Genomic DNA, 16,063 nt, shown 5'->3' on the forward strand with positions numbered 1-16,063 from the left:
ATGATTTGAGGGTTAATTATGATGATTTGAGGGTTAATTATGATGATTTGAGGGTTAATTATGATGATTTGAGGGTTAATTATGATGATTTGAGGGTTAATTATGATGATTTGAGGGTTAATTATGATGATTTGAGGGTTAATTATGACCGGCTTTTACAAAACGCCTCGCCTTTATTAGAACTCTCTCAAAACACCACTTTTAAAATCTATCGCAAAACTTATCAAAAATCCTTACCCTTATTGCGTGTAATAAGGAGATGGGTTAAAAAATAAGGCGTATTTTAAGACTGATTAAGAAATTGGAGTGCTATTTTAAAATGTGCTAACGCTTCTTTTTTGAGCGTGGGGTTTTTGAGCATGTCCTCTAAAGCATGGGTGCTTAAAAAATGTTTGGTTTTTAAAGACACGATGCGCCCAAAGGACTCTTCTTTAGAAAGGTTTAAAAGGCGTTTGGGCAAAATCTCGCCAAATACCACAATGACTTTTGAAGTGCTGTTGTCTAATTGCCATGTTAAATGAGGCAGGCATGCGTTGATTTCTTCTTCTAAATTGAGGCTGTTAGAGTCGCATTTAAGGAGCGATAAAATACTGCAATCTTTTAAGGGGTAGTTAAAAACCTTTTGGATAATGCTCTCTAACATGACCGCTTTTAAATTGTTTAAGAAATGTAATTGGCTATCCAGCATGGGGGTGAGCGTGATGAAAGCGAGCTTGGAAGTGGGGTTAAAAAGCCCGATCACCGGTTTTGAATGTTGATGGCGTTTGCACAGATTACAATTTTCTATACCCTCATGAACTTGTTTGTTAAGGGGCTTATTTTGGGGCTTTATAAGGCTAATATCCGTATAAGTTTCGCCCAAAAGACGCTCCATATAAAGGGAGCGTAAAGTTTGAAGGCGTGAAAGTTGCAAAGCGTTCAGTCTTTATGTTTTTTGAAAGCGTGAGGGCTTAGCATGTTTTCTGGCTTGAAAATATCGTCCAATTGCTCTTTAGTTAGGATTTTCTTTTCTAAAGCGATGTCATAGATAGAGCGATCGCTTTTTAAGGCTTCTTTAGCGATCATAGCGGATTTTTCATAGCCGATATGAGGGTTTAGCGCGGTAACAATGCCAATGCTGTTAAAGACATAATCGTGGCAAATCTTTTCATTAGCCGTGATGCCTTCCACGCATTTAGTCGTTAAGGTTTCAATCGCGCGCCCTAAAATCACAAAGGAATGGAAAAGCTTGTAAGCGATAACCGGCTCAAACACATTGAGTTGCAATTGCCCTCCTTCTGCGGCTAACGCCACGCTCAAATCGTTCCCAATCACCGCAAAGCACACTTGATTGACCACTTCAGGGATCACCGGATTGACTTTACCGGGCATAATAGAGCTACCCGGCTGCATTTTAGGCAAATTGATTTCATTCAGCCCAGCCCTAGGACCTGAGCTGAGCAGCCTTAAATCGTTACAAACCTTAGAAAGTTTCACTGCAATACGCTTTAACACCCCACTCACTTGCACATACGCTCCCGTGCTTTGAGTGGCTTCTATCAAATTGTTAGCCATGACAAAGGGGCGGCCCGTTACTTCTTGGATTTTCTTTTCAATCAAACTGCGATAATCCGGGTGCGAATTGATCCCTGTGCCAATAGCCGTGCCGCCTAAATTAAGCTCTCTTACCCAATTCCTAGCGTCTAAAACCTGCTCAATATCCCTATCAACCATCAAAGCGTAAGTTTCAAACTCTTGGCCTAAAGTCATAGGCACAGCGTCTTGAAGTTGGGTGCGCCCCATTTTAATCACATGAGCGAATTCCTTAGCTTTTTGAGCGAAAGCGTCCCTTAAAGCTTTCATGGGAGCGACCAAATTGCTCAAGCGCTCATAAATCGCAATTTTTAACGCGCTAGGATAGGCGTCATTAGTGGATTGAGAGCGGTTGACATGGTCGTTTGGGTGGCAAAATTGATACTCGCCCTTTTGATGCCCCATGTATTCTAAAGCCAAATTAGCAATCACTTCATTCATGTTCATATTCGTGCTTGTGCCAGCCCCCCCTTGAATCATATCCACAATGAATTGATCATGGTATTTGCCATCAACCAACAAATCGCACGCATGGCAAATCGCAATTTTAAGCTTTTCATCAATCAGGCCTAATTGCGCGTTCGCTAAAGCAGCCGCTTTTTTGACTTGCGCAAAAGATTTGATAAAAACAGGATAACTGCAAAGCTTGTCGTTGGTGATGAAAAAATTTTCACTCGCTCTTAAAGTTTGAATCCCGTAATAAACTTCATCGCTAATTTCCATTTGCCCAATGAAATCATGCTCAATACGCATAAAAGCTCCTTATGTAATAATTGAAAAATATTCTAGCTATTGTAACCAAATCTTGGATTATTTTTCTTTTAAACGCAACACTTTTGCCCCTAAGGCGTTGATTTTATCCTCTAATCTCTCATAACCCCTATCCAAGTGGCAAATCCTATGCACCCTACTCACGCCCTTAGCCACTAAAGCGGCTAAAACGAGAGCCGAAGAAGCCCTTAAATCGGTCGCCATCACATCGCTTCCGGTAAGCTCTGTGGATCCGCTAATGGTAGCCACATTGGTTTTTAGGCTGATATTAGCCCCCAAGCGTTGCAGTTCGCTCGCATGCATGAAGCGGTTTTCAAAAAGCGTTTCTTCAATCACGCTCGTCCCCAAACACTGCGTGGCTAACGCCATGAATTGCGCTTGCATGTCTGTGGGAAAGCCTGGGTATTCTTTCGTGGTGATTTCAAAGGCTTGTCGTTTTTTGGCCGGATGAATTTCTATAGAATTTTCTTGAATATCTAGCGAAAAACCAATTTCTATAAGCTTATCCGTAATCGCTTGAAGATGGTTAGGGATGATACGATGGATTTTAAGCTGGCTGTTAGTGATAGCCCCCACGCATAAATAAGTGCCTGCTTCAATCCTATCGGGTATGATTTGAATGTCTTTTAGATTTAAAGCGTCGCTTTCTACCCCCCTAATCTTTAACTCGCTGCTGCCAACGCCCTCAATTTCTACCCCCCCACTCTGTAAAAACGCGCACAATTGAGCGATTTCTGGCTCTTTAGCGGCGTTAATGATGCACGTGATCCCTTTGGCAAGACTGGCTGCCATGAGAGCGTTTTCTGTGCCTGTAACGCTGATTTTATCAAATAAAATGTCATTCCCTTTCAAGCCTTTAGGGGCTTTTGCATGGATATAGCCTTGCTCAATTTTGATTTCAGCCCCTAATTGTTGCATCGCTTTTAAGTGCAAATCCACTGGCCTTGCTCCTATAGCGCACCCACCAGGCAAACTCACTAAGCATTCTTTAAAGCGCGCTAATAAAGGGCCTAAAACCAAAATAGAAGCGCGCATTTTACGCACCAAATCGTAAGTAGCTTCGGTGTGGCTCAGGGATTTAGCGCTGATTTGAAGCGTGTGTGGGTTAAGCCATTCTAATTCTGCACCTAAATTTTGCAACAATAACGCCATCGCTTTTATATCCACCACTTGGGGCAAGGATTTGATTTTGACTTCTTGTTGGCTTAAAAGCGTGGCGGCTAAAATGGGGAGCGCAGAGTTTTTCGCCCCTGAAATTTCTACTCCCCCTTTTAAAGGGACTTGTCCTACAATCTCTAAAAAATCCAATTCTATCCTTTTTCTTTTTTATTCTTAAGGGCTAAGCCGGTAGCGTTAGCGATTTTTTGTTGGTAATTAGGGTTAGCGTTTTCTAATTCTTGCCCAAAATTAATAGCGTCTTCTAATTCAAAAAATTCTGAAGCGACTAATTTTTGGATCGTTTCTAACCACAGAGTTTCTTTATCTTTAGGGCAAATTTTAAAACGCTCATTGAAGTTGTTTTTAAGTTTTTCTAAAGCTGGCACGCTTTTAAGGTTTTTGATTTGTTCGCTCAAATCTTCTAAAGAAAGGCTTTTATTAGGAATATTTTGCTTTAAGGGGGGGCGAGTAAGCCTCCAAACAAGCCCCACCAATAACACAGGCAGCAGGCATACAAAGAGAATCAAATACATGTAAGCGTAATAAGTCAAATTGCCCATGTTGATAAGATTTATAAGCGTTTTTTATAATAAGCGTTACTCGCTTCAATATAGCCTTCCACGCTCCCGCAATCGTATCGTTTGCCTTTGAATTGGTAAGCGATGATGCGCTTTCTTTTGGCTTGAGCGCGTAAGGCGTCTGTGATTTGAATCTCATTGTTTTTACCCGGTTTCGTCTCGCTTAAAATTTCAAAAATATCTGGGGTTAAAATGTAGCGCCCTATCACGGCTAGGTTGCTTGGGGCGTCTTCTTGGCTTGGTTTTTCCACCATGTCTTTAATCTCATACACCCCCTCTTCTAACCATTCGCCCCTAATCACGCCGTATTTTGAAACTTCTTCTAGCACCACTTCTTCAATGGCTACAATGGAGCATTGGTATTTTTGATACAATAAAATCATTTGCTTTAGCACGCTTGGATAATCATGGCTTATACACAAGTCATCGGCTAAAATCACCGCAAAAGGCTCATTGCCTATGAGGGCTTCTCCGGTTAAAATCGCATGCCCTAAGCCTTTCATTTGCTTTTGGCGCACATAGGAAAAACAGCATTTTTCTATAATGTTACGAATGCTTTTTAGAGCGTTTTCTTTGTTAGTGCCTTGGATTTGATGCTCTATTTCATAGCTCGTGTCAAAATAATCTTCTAAGCTTCGTTTATTCCTACCCGTAACGATCGCCATCACTTCACAGCCTGCTTCCATCGCTTCTTCCACAGCGTATTGGATCAAAGGCTTATCCACAATGGGCAGCATTTCTTTAGGAATGGTTTTAGTGATCGGCAAAAAGCGCGTGCCATAGCCCGCGGCAGGAAAAAGGCATTTTTTAATCATGGTTTGTCCTTTGAGTTAAGAGTTTGTTCTAAAAATCCATCAATAGGGATGAAATTCCCAAAAATTTCTTGATAAATCAAGTAATTGAGCATGACTCTAAAGCCATACATGCGAGTCTCGCTATAAGGCATAAGCTCCATGCTAAGCCATGGCTCAAAATGATTTTTTTCTTTAAATCGTTTGGAGCTTTCCAACCACCTCCTTAAAAATCCAGGCCCAGCGTTATAAGCGTAGGCGACAAAAAGGGGGTGGTTGAATTCTTTTTTCAAATGGTTCAAGTAATAATTGCCAAGTTTGAGAGCGATGTTGGGGTTAAACATGTCGTTTAGATCAACATTATCCATGCCAAGGCGTTTAGCGAAAGGCCCTACATTAAAGGGCATGATTTGCATAAGCCCCAGAGCGAACGAGCGCGAAATGACTGCCGGGAGCAAAAAGCTTTCTTGCCTAGCGATCGCATACGCCATAGCCTTTTCATCTGTATTTTGCCATTCAATAATGCCCTCATAAGGGGATAAATAATAATAAATCTTGTCTTTATTGCGTTGGCTTAAAAGATAGGTCAATTCAGGGGCGCTTTTTTCATAATACAGGCTTTTTAGCATCGCATTAAACGCGCCCTCATCTTTCAAACTCAAAGTTTTTTCCTTAAAAATTTGCCACGAAAAAGGGTCATAAGTGTTAAAAGGAGGATCTTCTTGGCTTAAATTTTGGATGTGAGAAATGATGCGGTAATTGGGCGTGGTTTTTAATTTTCGGCTCGCATAAAGACTATAGAGGTTTAAAGCTGGGCTTTGTGAAAGGCGCTCCAAAGTTTTTTTCTTTTTAGAGACTAAATACTGCCAAAAAATCGCTCTGTCTTTTGAAAAATCATCATCTTTAACCACCGCTTCTGATCGTTCAAAATACTTGAGCGCTTTAGAGGGTTTTTTGCGCAAGATTTCGTTAATCCCTAGAATAAAAAAGGTTTGCGCGTTGCTGTGGGTAGCGTTACTTTTAGCCAGAGCGTCTTTAAAATGATCCAATTTAGGATCTAAGATAACCTGATAGATCAAGCGGTTAAACGCCGGGTAATCTTCATCTAAAAGGCGGTTTAACTCTTTAATAGGGATATGCTTTTCAAAAATTTGGAGCTTTTTTTCATAACTCAAATGATTGAAAAGCGCGCTAAACACTTGCACATTAGCCTTAAATAAAGAAGCGCTCACATGCTTACTTTGCAAAATTTCTAATTCTTCATAAAGAACGGGGTAAGCCTCTTTGATTTTAGCTTGTAAGGGCTTAAGAGTTTGAAGGGGGATTTTATCAAAATCTCTGATTTTTGATTTTAAAGCGATAGCGATACAGCTATTTTGGAAAGTGTCTGTTGTTTCTAACATGCTTTCTAGAGTAATTTGCTTGCAATAAATATCTTCAGGCAATTTAACATCAGGGCTTTTTTCTGCATTGTCTGAGCCTTTTTCTTGCATGGCCTTTTGTAGGGCGTTATTTTTATTTTGGGTCAATTCATAGGCTTTTTTAGCGTTTTCTAAAGTGGTTTTTTTATCGCTAATATAACGCCACAAATAATAATCCCTAACGATCCCGGCGGGCTTTTTTTCTAAATCTTTTAAACTCAACTCGGTTTGAGAAAAACTAACACCAAGCACACCCATAAAAAATAAAATAAAAAAACGCATGATTTCCTTTAAAGACTTTTGGCGAGCATAAAAAGCCACTGAATGAGCGTGAGATCCAAGAATTTCAAAACGATGACCACCACTAAAGGAGCGAAATCCAACCCGTTAAACACCAACTTGAATCTAGAGCGTAAAAAATAAAACACCGGCTCACACAAGCGAGAGAGGATTTGCATGATGGGGTTATTGGGGTTAGGCTGCACAAAACTGATAAGCGAATAAATGATCACCACCCACATATAAATCGTAATGAGCGAGCTTAAAATCACCGCTATCGCATTAATAAGGGTAGAAAAAATCATGCTTTGAGCCTTAAGACTTCTTGATAATGGCTTTGGATATAAGGGAAAATCAAAGGCAATTCAACGCCATGCGAGTTCCCGGTTAAAAGAATGCGCAAAGGTTTGAAAAAATCCTTACCCTTAAGCTGGCTTAATCGCATGGCTTCTTTTTTAAAACTTTCAAAATCCTTATACGCTTGAAAATCCATGCTTTTTAGAGCGTTAAAAAGCACTAAACAACGCTCTTTAAAATCTTCGTTCTCGTAAGTTTTAACAATATCTTTTGGCTCTAAAAACAACGAAATTTTTTCTTTCAATTCTAAAAGCGTGCCGCATTCTTCTATAAACAATCTTAAAAGCCCTAAGAGGTTTTTATCTTTTATTGAAGTGAGTTCTAATAATGTTTCATCGTCTAAAAGCTTTAAATGCTCGTGGTTTAAGTGTTTTAAATATTTTAAATTAAAATGAGCCGGGGAACTGGAAAGATTTTCTAAATCAAACCATTCTATCGCTTCATCAAGGCTAAAAACTTCCTTAGGCACTTTATTGCCGATAGTGATGAGATAATTCACAATAGCCTCCGGTAAAAACCCTTGATTCAAAAGCCATTTCACGCTGGACGCTTCATCTCTTTTACTCATCTTTTTACCGCTTGTTTCATCTAAAATAATGGGCAAATGCGCATAAACAATCGGGTCGTTTGAGCCTAAAGCTTGCTGGATTAAAATTTGTTTAGGGGTGTTGCTCACATGATCTTCGCCTCTAATGATCAGACTGATTTTATAGAGCAAATCATCGCATGCGCAAGCGAAATTATAAGTAGGGCTTTTATCTTTTCTCAAAAGCACAAAAGAATCCAATTCATCAGGCTCAAATCTCACTTCTTTTTTAATCGCATCGTTGAAAGACACCGCATGATTGGGGGCTTTTAAACGCACCACAGGGGCATGGTGCTTGTCTTTTTCTAAAGTGGCCCACTCGTCTAAATACCTGAAAGGGCGTTTTTCATTTTTGGCTTTTTCTTTTTCTCTTTCTAAAAACTCCGTACTCGCATAACAATAAAACGCTTTATTTTCTTTCAGTAATTTTTCTGCCATTTCTCTATGGTAATCTATATTATGGCTTTGATACACGAGCTTGTCCCAGCTTATCCCCATAAGCTTTAAAATTTCTAAAATCTCTTGGTCTTTGCCTTCAATGTTACGCTCTTTGTCCGTGTCTTCAATGCGAATGAGAAAGGGTTTATGTTGCTGTTTGGCTACAATGTAATTGAAAATGGCTGCCCTTAAATTCCCTATGTGCATATCCCCTGTAGGCGAAGGCGCAAAACGAAGCATAAAAACCCTTTATTTAAAAATAGTTTTTGATTATACCTAAAGAATACTTAATTGTGTTGCGGTAGTTCTGTTTTATCAAACATGAATAGGCATTATTCAAGAGATTAGCGCTTGGCTAACGCCAAGCTCTTTATGGTTGGTTATCAAAAAGCTAAAAGCGTTTTTATTCAATCACTTCATAAATAACTTCTGTCTTCCAGCGGGTTTTAGGGGTGATTTCTTGGTTGCGATAACCAAAACAAGCCATTACCGACACGCCAAATTCCGCCGTGTTCAGATAGCCTTTTTCCTCTAAATAAGCCTCCACTTTTTCTTGATCATACCCTTCAATCGGGCAAGAATCAATGCCTAACATGGCCGCTGCCATCATCATGTTCGCCATTTGGATATAAGTCTGCTTGCTAGCCCAATCAAACAAAGATCGTTCGCTATTGAGTTTCATATCGTTCTCTTGGAAATTTTTGATGATTTGAGCGAACCTGGAATTAGTGTCATAATCCCTTTTTTTAACCTCATGCATCACTTTCTTAACATAATCGCTGTCATAAGTAACGCCTTTTCGCACAAGATAAATGACAAAATGGCTCGCTCCCTCTAAACCAAAAAGTGCCCCCCAGGCCATCGGTTTTAAATCTTCTTTCATGCGTTCATTTTTTAATAAAAGCATTTTCCATGGTTCAAGCCCGATTGAAGAAGGGGCTAATCTCCCCACTTCAACCAAAGCTTCCCAATCCTTTTGGGAAATACGACGATTAGGATCGTATTTTTTGCAGCAAATCGTTGGTGCTGTAAAGCAATCACTTGTTCTCTGTCCATTTTAATGTTCTCCTTTTTCTAAATAATGATAAACGGTTGCCATATCCATTTCGCCTAAACCGGATTTTTCCGCTTGAGAATAAAGCTCTTGCGCTTTGGATAAAAATGGCAATTGAATCGCCTCTCCTGCTTCATTGTTGGCTAAACGAATGTCTTTGAGCATGAGTTTCAAACTGAAAGCGGCCGGATAGCTATCTTGTAGCCACATGCCTTTTTTAGCTTGAAAGAGAGGCGAATTCATGCCAGATTGGCCAATAATTTGTAAAAATGACTCTGCATCAACCCCTAAATGTTTGGCTAATAGCAAAGCTTCTGAATAAGCAACCCCCCATTTGAGCCAAAAGACTATTAATGGATAATTTAGCCCCTGTCCCTTGACCAATCTTACCCAAATAAAAGGTTTGACTCCCCAAATGCGCCAAAATAGGTTTGAGTTTAGAGATAACTTCTTCATCACCTGCCGCTAAAATCAATAAAGCCCCAGCTTTGGCCGCACCAACCGATCCTGAAACAGGCGCTTCAAGGTAAGTTACTTGATGCTTTTGAGCGGTTTTTTCTAAAGATAAGCTTTCCAAAGGGACGATAGTGCTCATATTCACCACGATTTTTTCAGACATCTGTTCCAAAAATTCTGGCACTAAAACAGCATCAATCGCCGTTTTATCCGAAAGCATGGTAAAAATCAGATCAACTTTAGCGGCCAAATCTATAGGGTTAGTATAAACCGCTACGCCCTTTTCCTTTAAGGGGGCTGCTTTGCTCTCTGTTCGGTTATAAACCGACACTTCTAAATTTGCATCATGCAAGCGAGCCGCCATAGGAGTCCCCATAGCCCCAAGTCCAATCCATCCGATTTTCATTTAACCCTCACTTATTAGCGTGAATACGCCACTAAACCATCTAACCAAGCCTGATGGCCATTTAGCATCGCATTAGGCACAGATTTCGCTAAAGCTTTAGCAGGGACTCCCGATTGGCTTTCTTGGGTTAGAATACGCACACGATCATTATCTAATTTTTCAACAATCCATGCGTGATAGACTTCAAGATGCTCATCGCCTTTAGCTTCATTCCAACCTCTCCAAGCCAAACGCAGTATGGTGTCTTTCAATTCAAACTCTTCCACCTGTGCCTCCACTAAAAAACCAAAAGTTTCAAAACGGAAACGAGTCTTGTCTTTAAGAATGGTATTGTCTTGATTATGCATGTGGACATTCCCTGAATTTTTGTAATACTTTTCCCAACAAGATGCGTCTCTTAAATGCTGCACCACTTTATTAAAATCCAAATCTTTGACAATGACTTCATTGGACACAAAATTATCAGTCTCTCCTGGAATCCATTTTTCAGGCCATTGAATCGCATTCATCGTTATCATGTTTTCTCTGTTTTTAATTTTTTCTGCCTATTGGCGAAAGATTTATAGCATCATTAGGTAAATAATGACCTTTAACCCACTCAATCAGCCATTCTAAAGCGTTGTTTTTAGGATTTTCAATGACTGAATTTAAGCATGCGTTTAAAATTTCGCCGATTTTTTGGTGTTGGTAACCCAAGCTTTGAAGCGTGCCGCCCTTAAGGACTAAATGTTCTTTTTTAAAAGGCTCGTTAGAATCAAAGATTTCTTTTAACAAGCCTTTAATTTTTAAAGCGTGTTTGGGGTTTTCTAGCGCATAAAAATCTAAAGCCAAATTAAAAGGCTCTAAATCGTAGTTTTTCAATAAAAATTTTAACTCTGTTTTGTTGTGAATATTTAAAAAAGCTTTGTGGCATTCTTTAGCTTTGGAAAATAAAACACAAGTTTTTTTAGGGTAGCGTAAATTTTCCAAACTTTTTTGATGCTTAAAAAACCCCAATAATCTTAATTCCAAATTGAAAGGCGCGTTTTTTAAAAACCCTAAATTTTCTATTTTTTCTTGAATAACCAACTCCAAAATTTCTTGATATTCTTTGGCCACTTCATAGGCGTTTTTCCCCATAAGAAGCTTATTCAACTCACTTTGTAAGCGTTCTTTAGAAAGGTGTTTTAACAAATCCTTACACGCAAAAACCGCCCTTTTGGTGTTTGCTGCTATCTTAAAGCCTAAAGTTGCGCTAAATCGCAACGCTCTTAAAATCCTTAAAGCGTCTTCAAAAAACCTCAATCGCGCTTCCCCCACGCATTCAATCGTTTGATTTTCAATCGCATTCTGCCCTTTAAAAGGATCAATCAGCCCTTTTGTAGGGCTATAAGCGATCGCATTCATGCTAAAATCGCGCCGCTTTAAATCGTCTGTTAAATGCGTGCTAAAAACCAATTCTTTAGGCTTTCGGTGTTTGATATGCCCTTTTTCAATTCTAAAGGTTGTAATTTCATAGCTTTGATGGTTTTTAAGGGCTGTGATCGTGCCATGTTTGATACCGGTTTCTAGCACCCTAAAATGGTGCTTTAAAAGAAGCTCTTTACTTTCATTGACTAAAGCGTTTGAGGTCAAATCGTAATCTTTTGGGGTAATGCCCATTAAACAATCGCGCACGCACCCCCCTACCAAGTAAAGCTCATAAGAGGATTTTTCATAAATATCAAACAATTCTTTTAATTCTGTATTTAACTCAAACACGCTTTTTACTCGTAAAATTTCTTTGTGTTATTATATCTTTTTAGAATTTTTAAGGAATTTTGATGGGACAAGAAATTTGCGTGATCGGTTTTAGCGGCGGGCAAGACAGCACCACTTTGGCTGTATGGGCGAAAAAGCGTTTTAAAAAAGTCTGTTTAGTGGGGTTTGATTACGCGCAAAAACACTCTGTGGAATTAGAATGCGCTCAAAAAATCGCTTCTCTTTTGCAACTCCCTTATGAAATCATCTCGTTAGATTTTTTAGAGAATATCACCCGCTCCGCGCTTTTTAAAAACTCTAACGATTTAATAGGGCATTCGCATGTGCAAAATAAAGATTTACCCAATTCTTTTGTGCCTAATCGTAACGCCATTTTTATCACCCTTTTGCATTCTTACGCGCAAAAAATAGGGGCTAGCAACATCGCTTTAGGGGTTTCGCAAGCGGATTTTAGCGGCTATCCAGATTGTAAAGAAGATTTTATTAAAAGCATTGAGCATGCCCTAAATTTAGGATCAAACACGGCGATTAAAATCCTAACGCCTTTAATGTTTTTGAATAAAGCGCAAGAATTTCAAATGGCTAAAGATTTGGGGGCTTTAGATTTAGTTATCAAAGAAACGCACACCTGCTATCAAGGAGAGCGAAAGATTTTGCATGCTTATGGCTATGGCTGCGATAAATGCCCAGCATGCCAGTTGAGAAAAAAAGGCTTTGAAGAGTTTCAAGCTAAGGCTTTGTTTCAATAAAGCGTTGGTAAAAATACTCAAAAGCATGTTTAAGACAAACAATCAAAGAGCGGTAAAAAGCATGTTTTAATGTTTGTTTTTAAAGTTGTATGTATAGTTAAGATAAACGCTCACCACTCTTTTATAATCCAATTTATCCCCATAATTATCGCTATAGTAATTGACTTTAAAGGCTGGCACTTTAACCCCTAATTCCACGCTAGAACCCCCAAGATATATTTCATCACCATAGCGATCAACATCGTATTCATCATTATTCCAACGAACACCAAATTTTCCTTGCAACTGAAAAATCGTGCGGCTCTTGACTTGATTGAAAGGGGTGAGATTATTGCTCGCAAACCAAGTGCTACCCCCTAGTTCCATGCTAATCACAAGCCCTGAAGATTTTCTAAATACATGCCTTGATGCTTTTTTTAATGTGTTAGCGTCTAGCGTTCTGCCGGTCATGTCTTTGTAAAATATAGAGAGCCCTTTTACCCTTCGTTGAACATATTTTTGGGACGCTCGCTTATCGTTAGTCCAATTAATGAGCAAATCCGTATTGAAACCATAGGGTAAAAAAGCAATTAAACCGCTGCCAGGAACAGAACCAACGCCACCAAGTTGGTAACCGAAAAAAAGAGAGTGCCTAAACCCTATAATCCTTTTTTTACCCAAAAAATATTTATACCCAAAGCTGAGTTCGTTAAAAAGACCGCCCGATCCACCATTTCCTGCGAATCGGTTAGCGATTTTTGTTGAATCTTTCACTTCGTTTAAGGCGTTTTGCGCGTCTCTTATGGCTTTTGTGTTTTGTTGGGGGAATACTGAATTTTTTGCGTTATTGATCGCTTGATTTAAGGCGTTTTCTGCTGAAGCTTTTTCGCCGATATTGCCTTGTCCTTGAATATAGCTTCCTTCTGCAAAATTTAAACCTAAATAAAATCCATTCCTTTCAGCGTGGAGCCAAAACGAGAAAAAGAGAGTTAGTAAAAGGGTTTTTTTCATGGTTTTTCTTTGGTTTAAGATTTGATATTATGATTAGGTAGTTTATCATAAAAATAAGATTTTAGTGATTGGGTTTTAATGGAAAACACAATTAAAATAATAAAATAGCCACAAAACCACCGCTTAATCAACATTAAATTAAAAACATGTTAATCTTTAGTTATTTTTAAATTTAGGAAACCCCATGCATCAAAACAATAAAACTTTTTTACCCAACCAATCCGCTCATCTTTCTAAAATCGTTCTTTTTTTAAACACCGGCTTTTTAGCCTATCTGTTAAGTGCTTGTGGGGCGAATGTGCCTATAGAAGAAGTGTTGGTTAAAGATCCCAAAGAGACCAAAGCCCAAGAAGTCGCCAGAGAAGAAAGCGCCATCCAGCAAGAAAACGCTATTATTGATGCACACACCACGCCTTTAATCAATCGTTTCACTAATTATAGCGCTTATGGCTCTTTAAACGGCTTTTACAATTCAGTGGATAACCTCAATTCGCCCATGCAAAACGGGATGTATGGAGGCTATTACATGCCTTATTATTACATGCCCTATGGTTTCATGCCTTATGGGTCTGGCCTTATGCCTTATGGGCCTTATGGGTATGGAGCGCCTGGATACTTCCCTTACGCTTTTTATTGATTGAGCGGCTTTAGCGAGTGCGGTGGTGTTTTCACTCAAACATGCTTGTGTTTTCTAATGGTTATTTCTAACATGCTAGGGTGGTGTGATAGAAAAAGACTATATTAAGAGGAGATATTCTTATGTGTATAGTTAGAAATTTATTTCTTGTATCGCTTGTGGCTTATAGTAGTGCGTTCGCAGCGGATTTAGAAACTGAGACTAAAAGCGAAAAAAAAAGCAGTAAAAAGTTTTACAAACTCCATAAAAACCATGGATTAAAAACCGAGGCTAAAAACGACAAAAAGCTTTATGATTTCACTAAAAGTAGCGCTTTAGAAGGCATAGATTTAGAAAAAAGCCCTAACCTTAAAAGCCATAAAAAAAGCGATAAAAAGTTTTACAAACAACTCGCTAAAAACAATATCGCCGAAGGGGTGAGCGTGCCGATTGTTAATTTCAATAAAGCTCTGTCTTTTGGGCCTTATTTTGAAAGGACTAAAAGCAAAAAAACCCAATACATGGACGGCGGGTTGATGATACACATCCGCTTTTAAGCCCTTATTCATAATCCAAAAACGCATGCGTTTTAAGGGCTAGAGTTTTAGGGAAATACCGCACAAACAAATCCAAAAACACTTTTTCGCTAAAGAAATCCCCAGCGATCGTTACTTCTTGGACGCTAAAATTTTGCGCGTTATCCCAAATGAAATTCCCTAAAAACTCCGCTAAAGAATCCAAAATCCCCAAACTCAAAATTTCATTTTCCACGCCTGCGAGCCTGAAACTCATCGCGCTGTGCATGATCTTTGAAAAGTTTAAAGCCATTTTCAAAGAATCGTCTTTAAGGATTTTATAATCAATCCTAGGGCCTTTAGGGCGTAAGCATTCTTTAGCCAAAGGAATAACGCTCTGCGTGCAAAAATCTTCGCTATAACCCAAAACAAACCCTAAAATGCGAAAAAAATCCAATAAATTAGTGCCCCCTAGATTGTATTTAGAAAGCTCTACAATGCGCGCGTAAAAATCAGGGAATTTAGTGGCGTAGTTTTGTAGCATTCTAGAGGCTTTTTCATCTTGTTTGAGGAGGTTAAATATTTGATTGAAATCAAAACTAACGCTTAAAAGCGTTTTTAAAGAACCATTAGCATGCAATAACAACCTTGTAGGGCGCTTGAAACTAAAATATAGAACGATAGAATTGGGGGTTGCGCTTAAAAACTCTAATTCATCTTTAAAGGGAAAGGTAGAAAAATTATTTTCTAGCACGAATTTTTTAGTGGGTGTGATCAAGCGTTTAGGGGTTTTAAAAAGCGCTTCATAATGTAACAGCACTTCACAAGAACGGCTTTCATGCATAAAAACAAATTCTATCCCCTCATCTTGTAAAATACGGCACAATAAATTCAATATAGGGTCAAAGGGCAGTTGGGCTATGATTTCATCGTTTTTAAAAGTGTCTTTAAACACGCTTTTTAAAGAGGCTTTGATGGAGGGTTTTTCCAAACTGGCTAAATATTTAGCGTCTTCTAAAGGCAATTTAGTGCAACTCAAAACGCTAGAAAGATCGCTAAAAATAACGCTTGGAGAGGGATTTTTTAAAGAAAGGGATAATGCTCCTCTAGAAGTGAAAATAGGGATAAAATCCTGTGTTTTAAGCATCTCTTTTAATTGGGTTAAGCAATCTATAAGCTCTTTAGGGCTATGGATTATATCTCCTTTAAAAGCAGTGTTTTTGATAAAACCCAACGTATTGGCATATAAAGATGCATTTTTGTCTAAAAAATCTTGATGCTCTTTAGCGTTCATAAAAAGGGGCTTTGAAAGGCTTGTTGTTTGGAAAAGATTTTCATCTAAAGGCTCTGTGATTTCCTTTAAAGACAAAAAGCTAAAATCTAAAGAAAAGGGCAAAATTTCGCTTAATTTTTGCGCGAACTCTAAAGTGATCTCAGCGCTCGCTTGGAGGTAGAAAGAAGTCATGTTATCTTTATAAACGCTATAAAAACGCGCTTGCAAATGGAACGCTATTTGCTCTAAAAGGGGCATAAAATTCAGGCTTGTTTTTTCATTAACGCATTTAAAAAGAAAGACAAAAACCAAT

At 38.8% G+C, this 16,063-nt stretch carries 15 protein-coding genes and 3 pseudogenes; 4 read left to right on the forward strand and 14 right to left on the reverse strand.

Going from position 1 to position 16,063, the window contains the following annotated elements; genetic code table 11:
- Positions 1 to 275, forward strand: a pseudogene (locus tag FIM66_RS01500) (glycosyltransferase family 10 domain-containing protein); the annotation flags it as partial.
- A gap of 8 nt (positions 276 to 283) precedes the next feature.
- Here the strand turns inward: FIM66_RS01500 and FIM66_RS01505 are convergent.
- From FIM66_RS01505 to FIM66_RS01565, 12 genes and pseudogenes are all read right to left on the reverse strand, one after another.
- A complete protein-coding gene (locus FIM66_RS01505; RefSeq protein ID WP_140548658.1) occupies positions 284 to 874 on the reverse strand; it encodes a uracil-DNA glycosylase family protein in 591 nt (196 codons plus the stop codon).
- A 44-nt stretch (positions 875 to 918) separates the two neighbouring features.
- Positions 919 to 2,325, reverse strand: a complete 1,407-nt coding sequence (aspA, locus tag FIM66_RS01510; RefSeq protein ID WP_001217501.1) for an aspartate ammonia-lyase — start codon at positions 2,323 to 2,325, stop codon at positions 919 to 921.
- Between the two features lie 57 nt (positions 2,326 to 2,382).
- Entirely contained in the window at positions 2,383 to 3,651 is a 1,269-nt protein-coding gene (gene murA / locus FIM66_RS01515) for a UDP-N-acetylglucosamine 1-carboxyvinyltransferase (protein ID WP_140599846.1), read from the reverse strand.
- A 2-nt stretch (positions 3,652 to 3,653) separates the two neighbouring features.
- Positions 3,654 to 4,061, reverse strand: coding sequence for a hypothetical protein (locus FIM66_RS01520; RefSeq protein WP_140490932.1), 408 nt, complete (start codon positions 4,059 to 4,061; stop codon positions 3,654 to 3,656).
- A gap of 11 nt (positions 4,062 to 4,072) precedes the next feature.
- Positions 4,073 to 4,894, reverse strand: coding sequence for a UTP--glucose-1-phosphate uridylyltransferase GalU (gene galU, locus FIM66_RS01525; RefSeq protein ID WP_140599847.1), 822 nt, complete (start codon positions 4,892 to 4,894; stop codon positions 4,073 to 4,075).
- Positions 4,891 to 6,573 (reverse strand): lytic transglycosylase domain-containing protein, encoded by a 1,683-nt coding sequence (locus FIM66_RS01530; RefSeq protein WP_140599848.1) that lies wholly within the window; start codon positions 6,571 to 6,573, stop codon positions 4,891 to 4,893. Before FIM66_RS01530 ends, galU begins: the two co-directional genes overlap by 4 nt.
- An 8-nt stretch (positions 6,574 to 6,581) precedes the next feature.
- The gene (locus FIM66_RS01535) at positions 6,582 to 6,875 is read right to left on the reverse strand and encodes a YggT family protein (RefSeq protein WP_024118499.1); all 294 of its coding nucleotides are present in this window, start codon (positions 6,873 to 6,875) and stop codon (positions 6,582 to 6,584) included.
- Positions 6,872 to 8,191, reverse strand: a complete 1,320-nt coding sequence (gene gltX / locus FIM66_RS01540; protein ID WP_140478712.1) for a glutamate--tRNA ligase — start codon at positions 8,189 to 8,191, stop codon at positions 6,872 to 6,874. Before gltX ends, FIM66_RS01535 begins: the two co-directional genes overlap by 4 nt.
- A gap of 163 nt (positions 8,192 to 8,354) precedes the next feature.
- Positions 8,355 to 9,007 (reverse strand): annotated as a pseudogene (frxA, locus tag FIM66_RS01545) (NAD(P)H-dependent flavin oxidoreductase FrxA).
- A gap of 1 nt (position 9,008) precedes the next feature.
- Positions 9,009 to 9,867 (reverse strand): annotated as a pseudogene (locus FIM66_RS01555) (NAD(P)-dependent oxidoreductase).
- A 14-nt stretch (positions 9,868 to 9,881) separates the two neighbouring features.
- Complete coding sequence (locus tag FIM66_RS01560) at positions 9,882 to 10,385, reverse strand: SRPBCC family protein (protein ID WP_140599851.1); 504 nt, start codon at positions 10,383 to 10,385, stop codon at positions 9,882 to 9,884.
- Positions 10,386 to 10,398: 13 nt separating this feature from the next.
- On the reverse strand, positions 10,399 to 11,607 hold the full coding sequence (locus tag FIM66_RS01565) for a CCA tRNA nucleotidyltransferase (RefSeq protein ID WP_140478706.1): 1,209 nt from the start codon (positions 11,605 to 11,607) through the stop codon (positions 10,399 to 10,401).
- Positions 11,608 to 11,669: 62 nt separating this feature from the next.
- Between FIM66_RS01565 and queC the strand changes: the two genes are divergently transcribed.
- Positions 11,670 to 12,356 carry a 7-cyano-7-deazaguanine synthase QueC gene (queC, locus tag FIM66_RS01570; protein ID WP_140478703.1) on the forward strand — a complete coding sequence of 229 codons (687 nt, stop codon included), beginning with the start codon at positions 11,670 to 11,672 and terminating at the stop codon, positions 12,354 to 12,356.
- Positions 12,357 to 12,422: 66 nt separating this feature from the next.
- On the opposite strand, the gene oipA is transcribed toward queC, so the two are convergent.
- Positions 12,423 to 13,346, reverse strand: a complete 924-nt coding sequence (gene oipA / locus FIM66_RS01575; protein ID WP_140599852.1) for an outer inflammatory protein OipA — start codon at positions 13,344 to 13,346, stop codon at positions 12,423 to 12,425.
- 184 nt (positions 13,347 to 13,530) lie between these two features.
- On the opposite strand from oipA, the gene FIM66_RS01580 reads away from it, so the two are divergent.
- Both FIM66_RS01580 and FIM66_RS01585 read left to right on the forward strand, forming a co-directional pair.
- Complete coding sequence (locus FIM66_RS01580) at positions 13,531 to 13,983, forward strand: hypothetical protein (protein WP_140599853.1); 453 nt, start codon at positions 13,531 to 13,533, stop codon at positions 13,981 to 13,983.
- Positions 13,984 to 14,105: 122 nt separating this feature from the next.
- Positions 14,106 to 14,519, forward strand: a complete 414-nt coding sequence (locus tag FIM66_RS01585) for a hypothetical protein (protein ID WP_140478697.1) — start codon at positions 14,106 to 14,108, stop codon at positions 14,517 to 14,519.
- Between the two features lie 4 nt (positions 14,520 to 14,523).
- Here the strand turns inward: FIM66_RS01585 and hydE are convergent, their stop codons facing one another.
- On the reverse strand, positions 14,524 to 16,062 hold the full coding sequence (gene hydE, locus FIM66_RS01590; RefSeq protein WP_140599854.1) for a hydrogenase biosynthesis protein HydE: 1,539 nt from the start codon (positions 16,060 to 16,062) through the stop codon (positions 14,524 to 14,526).
- Between the last annotated feature and the right edge of the window lies 1 nt (position 16,063).

Source organism: Helicobacter pylori (genome assembly GCF_006439795.1).
GTDB classification, from domain to species: domain Bacteria; phylum Campylobacterota; class Campylobacteria; order Campylobacterales; family Helicobacteraceae; genus Helicobacter; species Helicobacter pylori_CR.

What these genes read in the sequence shown, in the direction of transcription:
- FIM66_RS01505 (WP_140548658.1), bottom strand. Translation starts at nt 874, where the DNA reads ATGGAGCGTCTTTTGGGCGAAACTTATACGGATATTAGCCTTATAAAG.
- aspA (WP_001217501.1), bottom strand. Translation starts at nt 2,325, where the DNA reads ATGCGTATTGAGCATGATTTCATTGGGCAAATGGAAATTAGCGATGAA.
- FIM66_RS01520 (WP_140490932.1), bottom strand. Translation starts at nt 4,061, where the DNA reads ATGGGCAATTTGACTTATTACGCTTACATGTATTTGATTCTCTTTGTA.
- galU (WP_140599847.1), bottom strand. Translation starts at nt 4,894, where the DNA reads ATGATTAAAAAATGCCTTTTTCCTGCCGCGGGCTATGGCACGCGCTTT.
- FIM66_RS01530 (WP_140599848.1), bottom strand. Translation starts at nt 6,573, where the DNA reads ATGCGTTTTTTTATTTTATTTTTTATGGGTGTGCTTGGTGTTAGTTTT.
- FIM66_RS01535 (WP_024118499.1), bottom strand. Translation starts at nt 6,875, where the DNA reads ATGATTTTTTCTACCCTTATTAATGCGATAGCGGTGATTTTAAGCTCG.
- gltX (WP_140478712.1), bottom strand. Translation starts at nt 8,191, where the DNA reads ATGCTTCGTTTTGCGCCTTCGCCTACAGGGGATATGCACATAGGGAAT.
- FIM66_RS01560 (WP_140599851.1), bottom strand. Translation starts at nt 10,385, where the DNA reads ATGATAACGATGAATGCGATTCAATGGCCTGAAAAATGGATTCCAGGA.
- queC (WP_140478703.1), top strand. Translation starts at nt 11,670, where the DNA reads ATGGGACAAGAAATTTGCGTGATCGGTTTTAGCGGCGGGCAAGACAGC.
- oipA (WP_140599852.1), bottom strand. Translation starts at nt 13,346, where the DNA reads ATGAAAAAAACCCTTTTACTAACTCTCTTTTTCTCGTTTTGGCTCCAC.
- FIM66_RS01580 (WP_140599853.1), top strand. Translation starts at nt 13,531, where the DNA reads ATGCATCAAAACAATAAAACTTTTTTACCCAACCAATCCGCTCATCTT.
- FIM66_RS01585 (WP_140478697.1), top strand. Translation starts at nt 14,106, where the DNA reads ATGTGTATAGTTAGAAATTTATTTCTTGTATCGCTTGTGGCTTATAGT.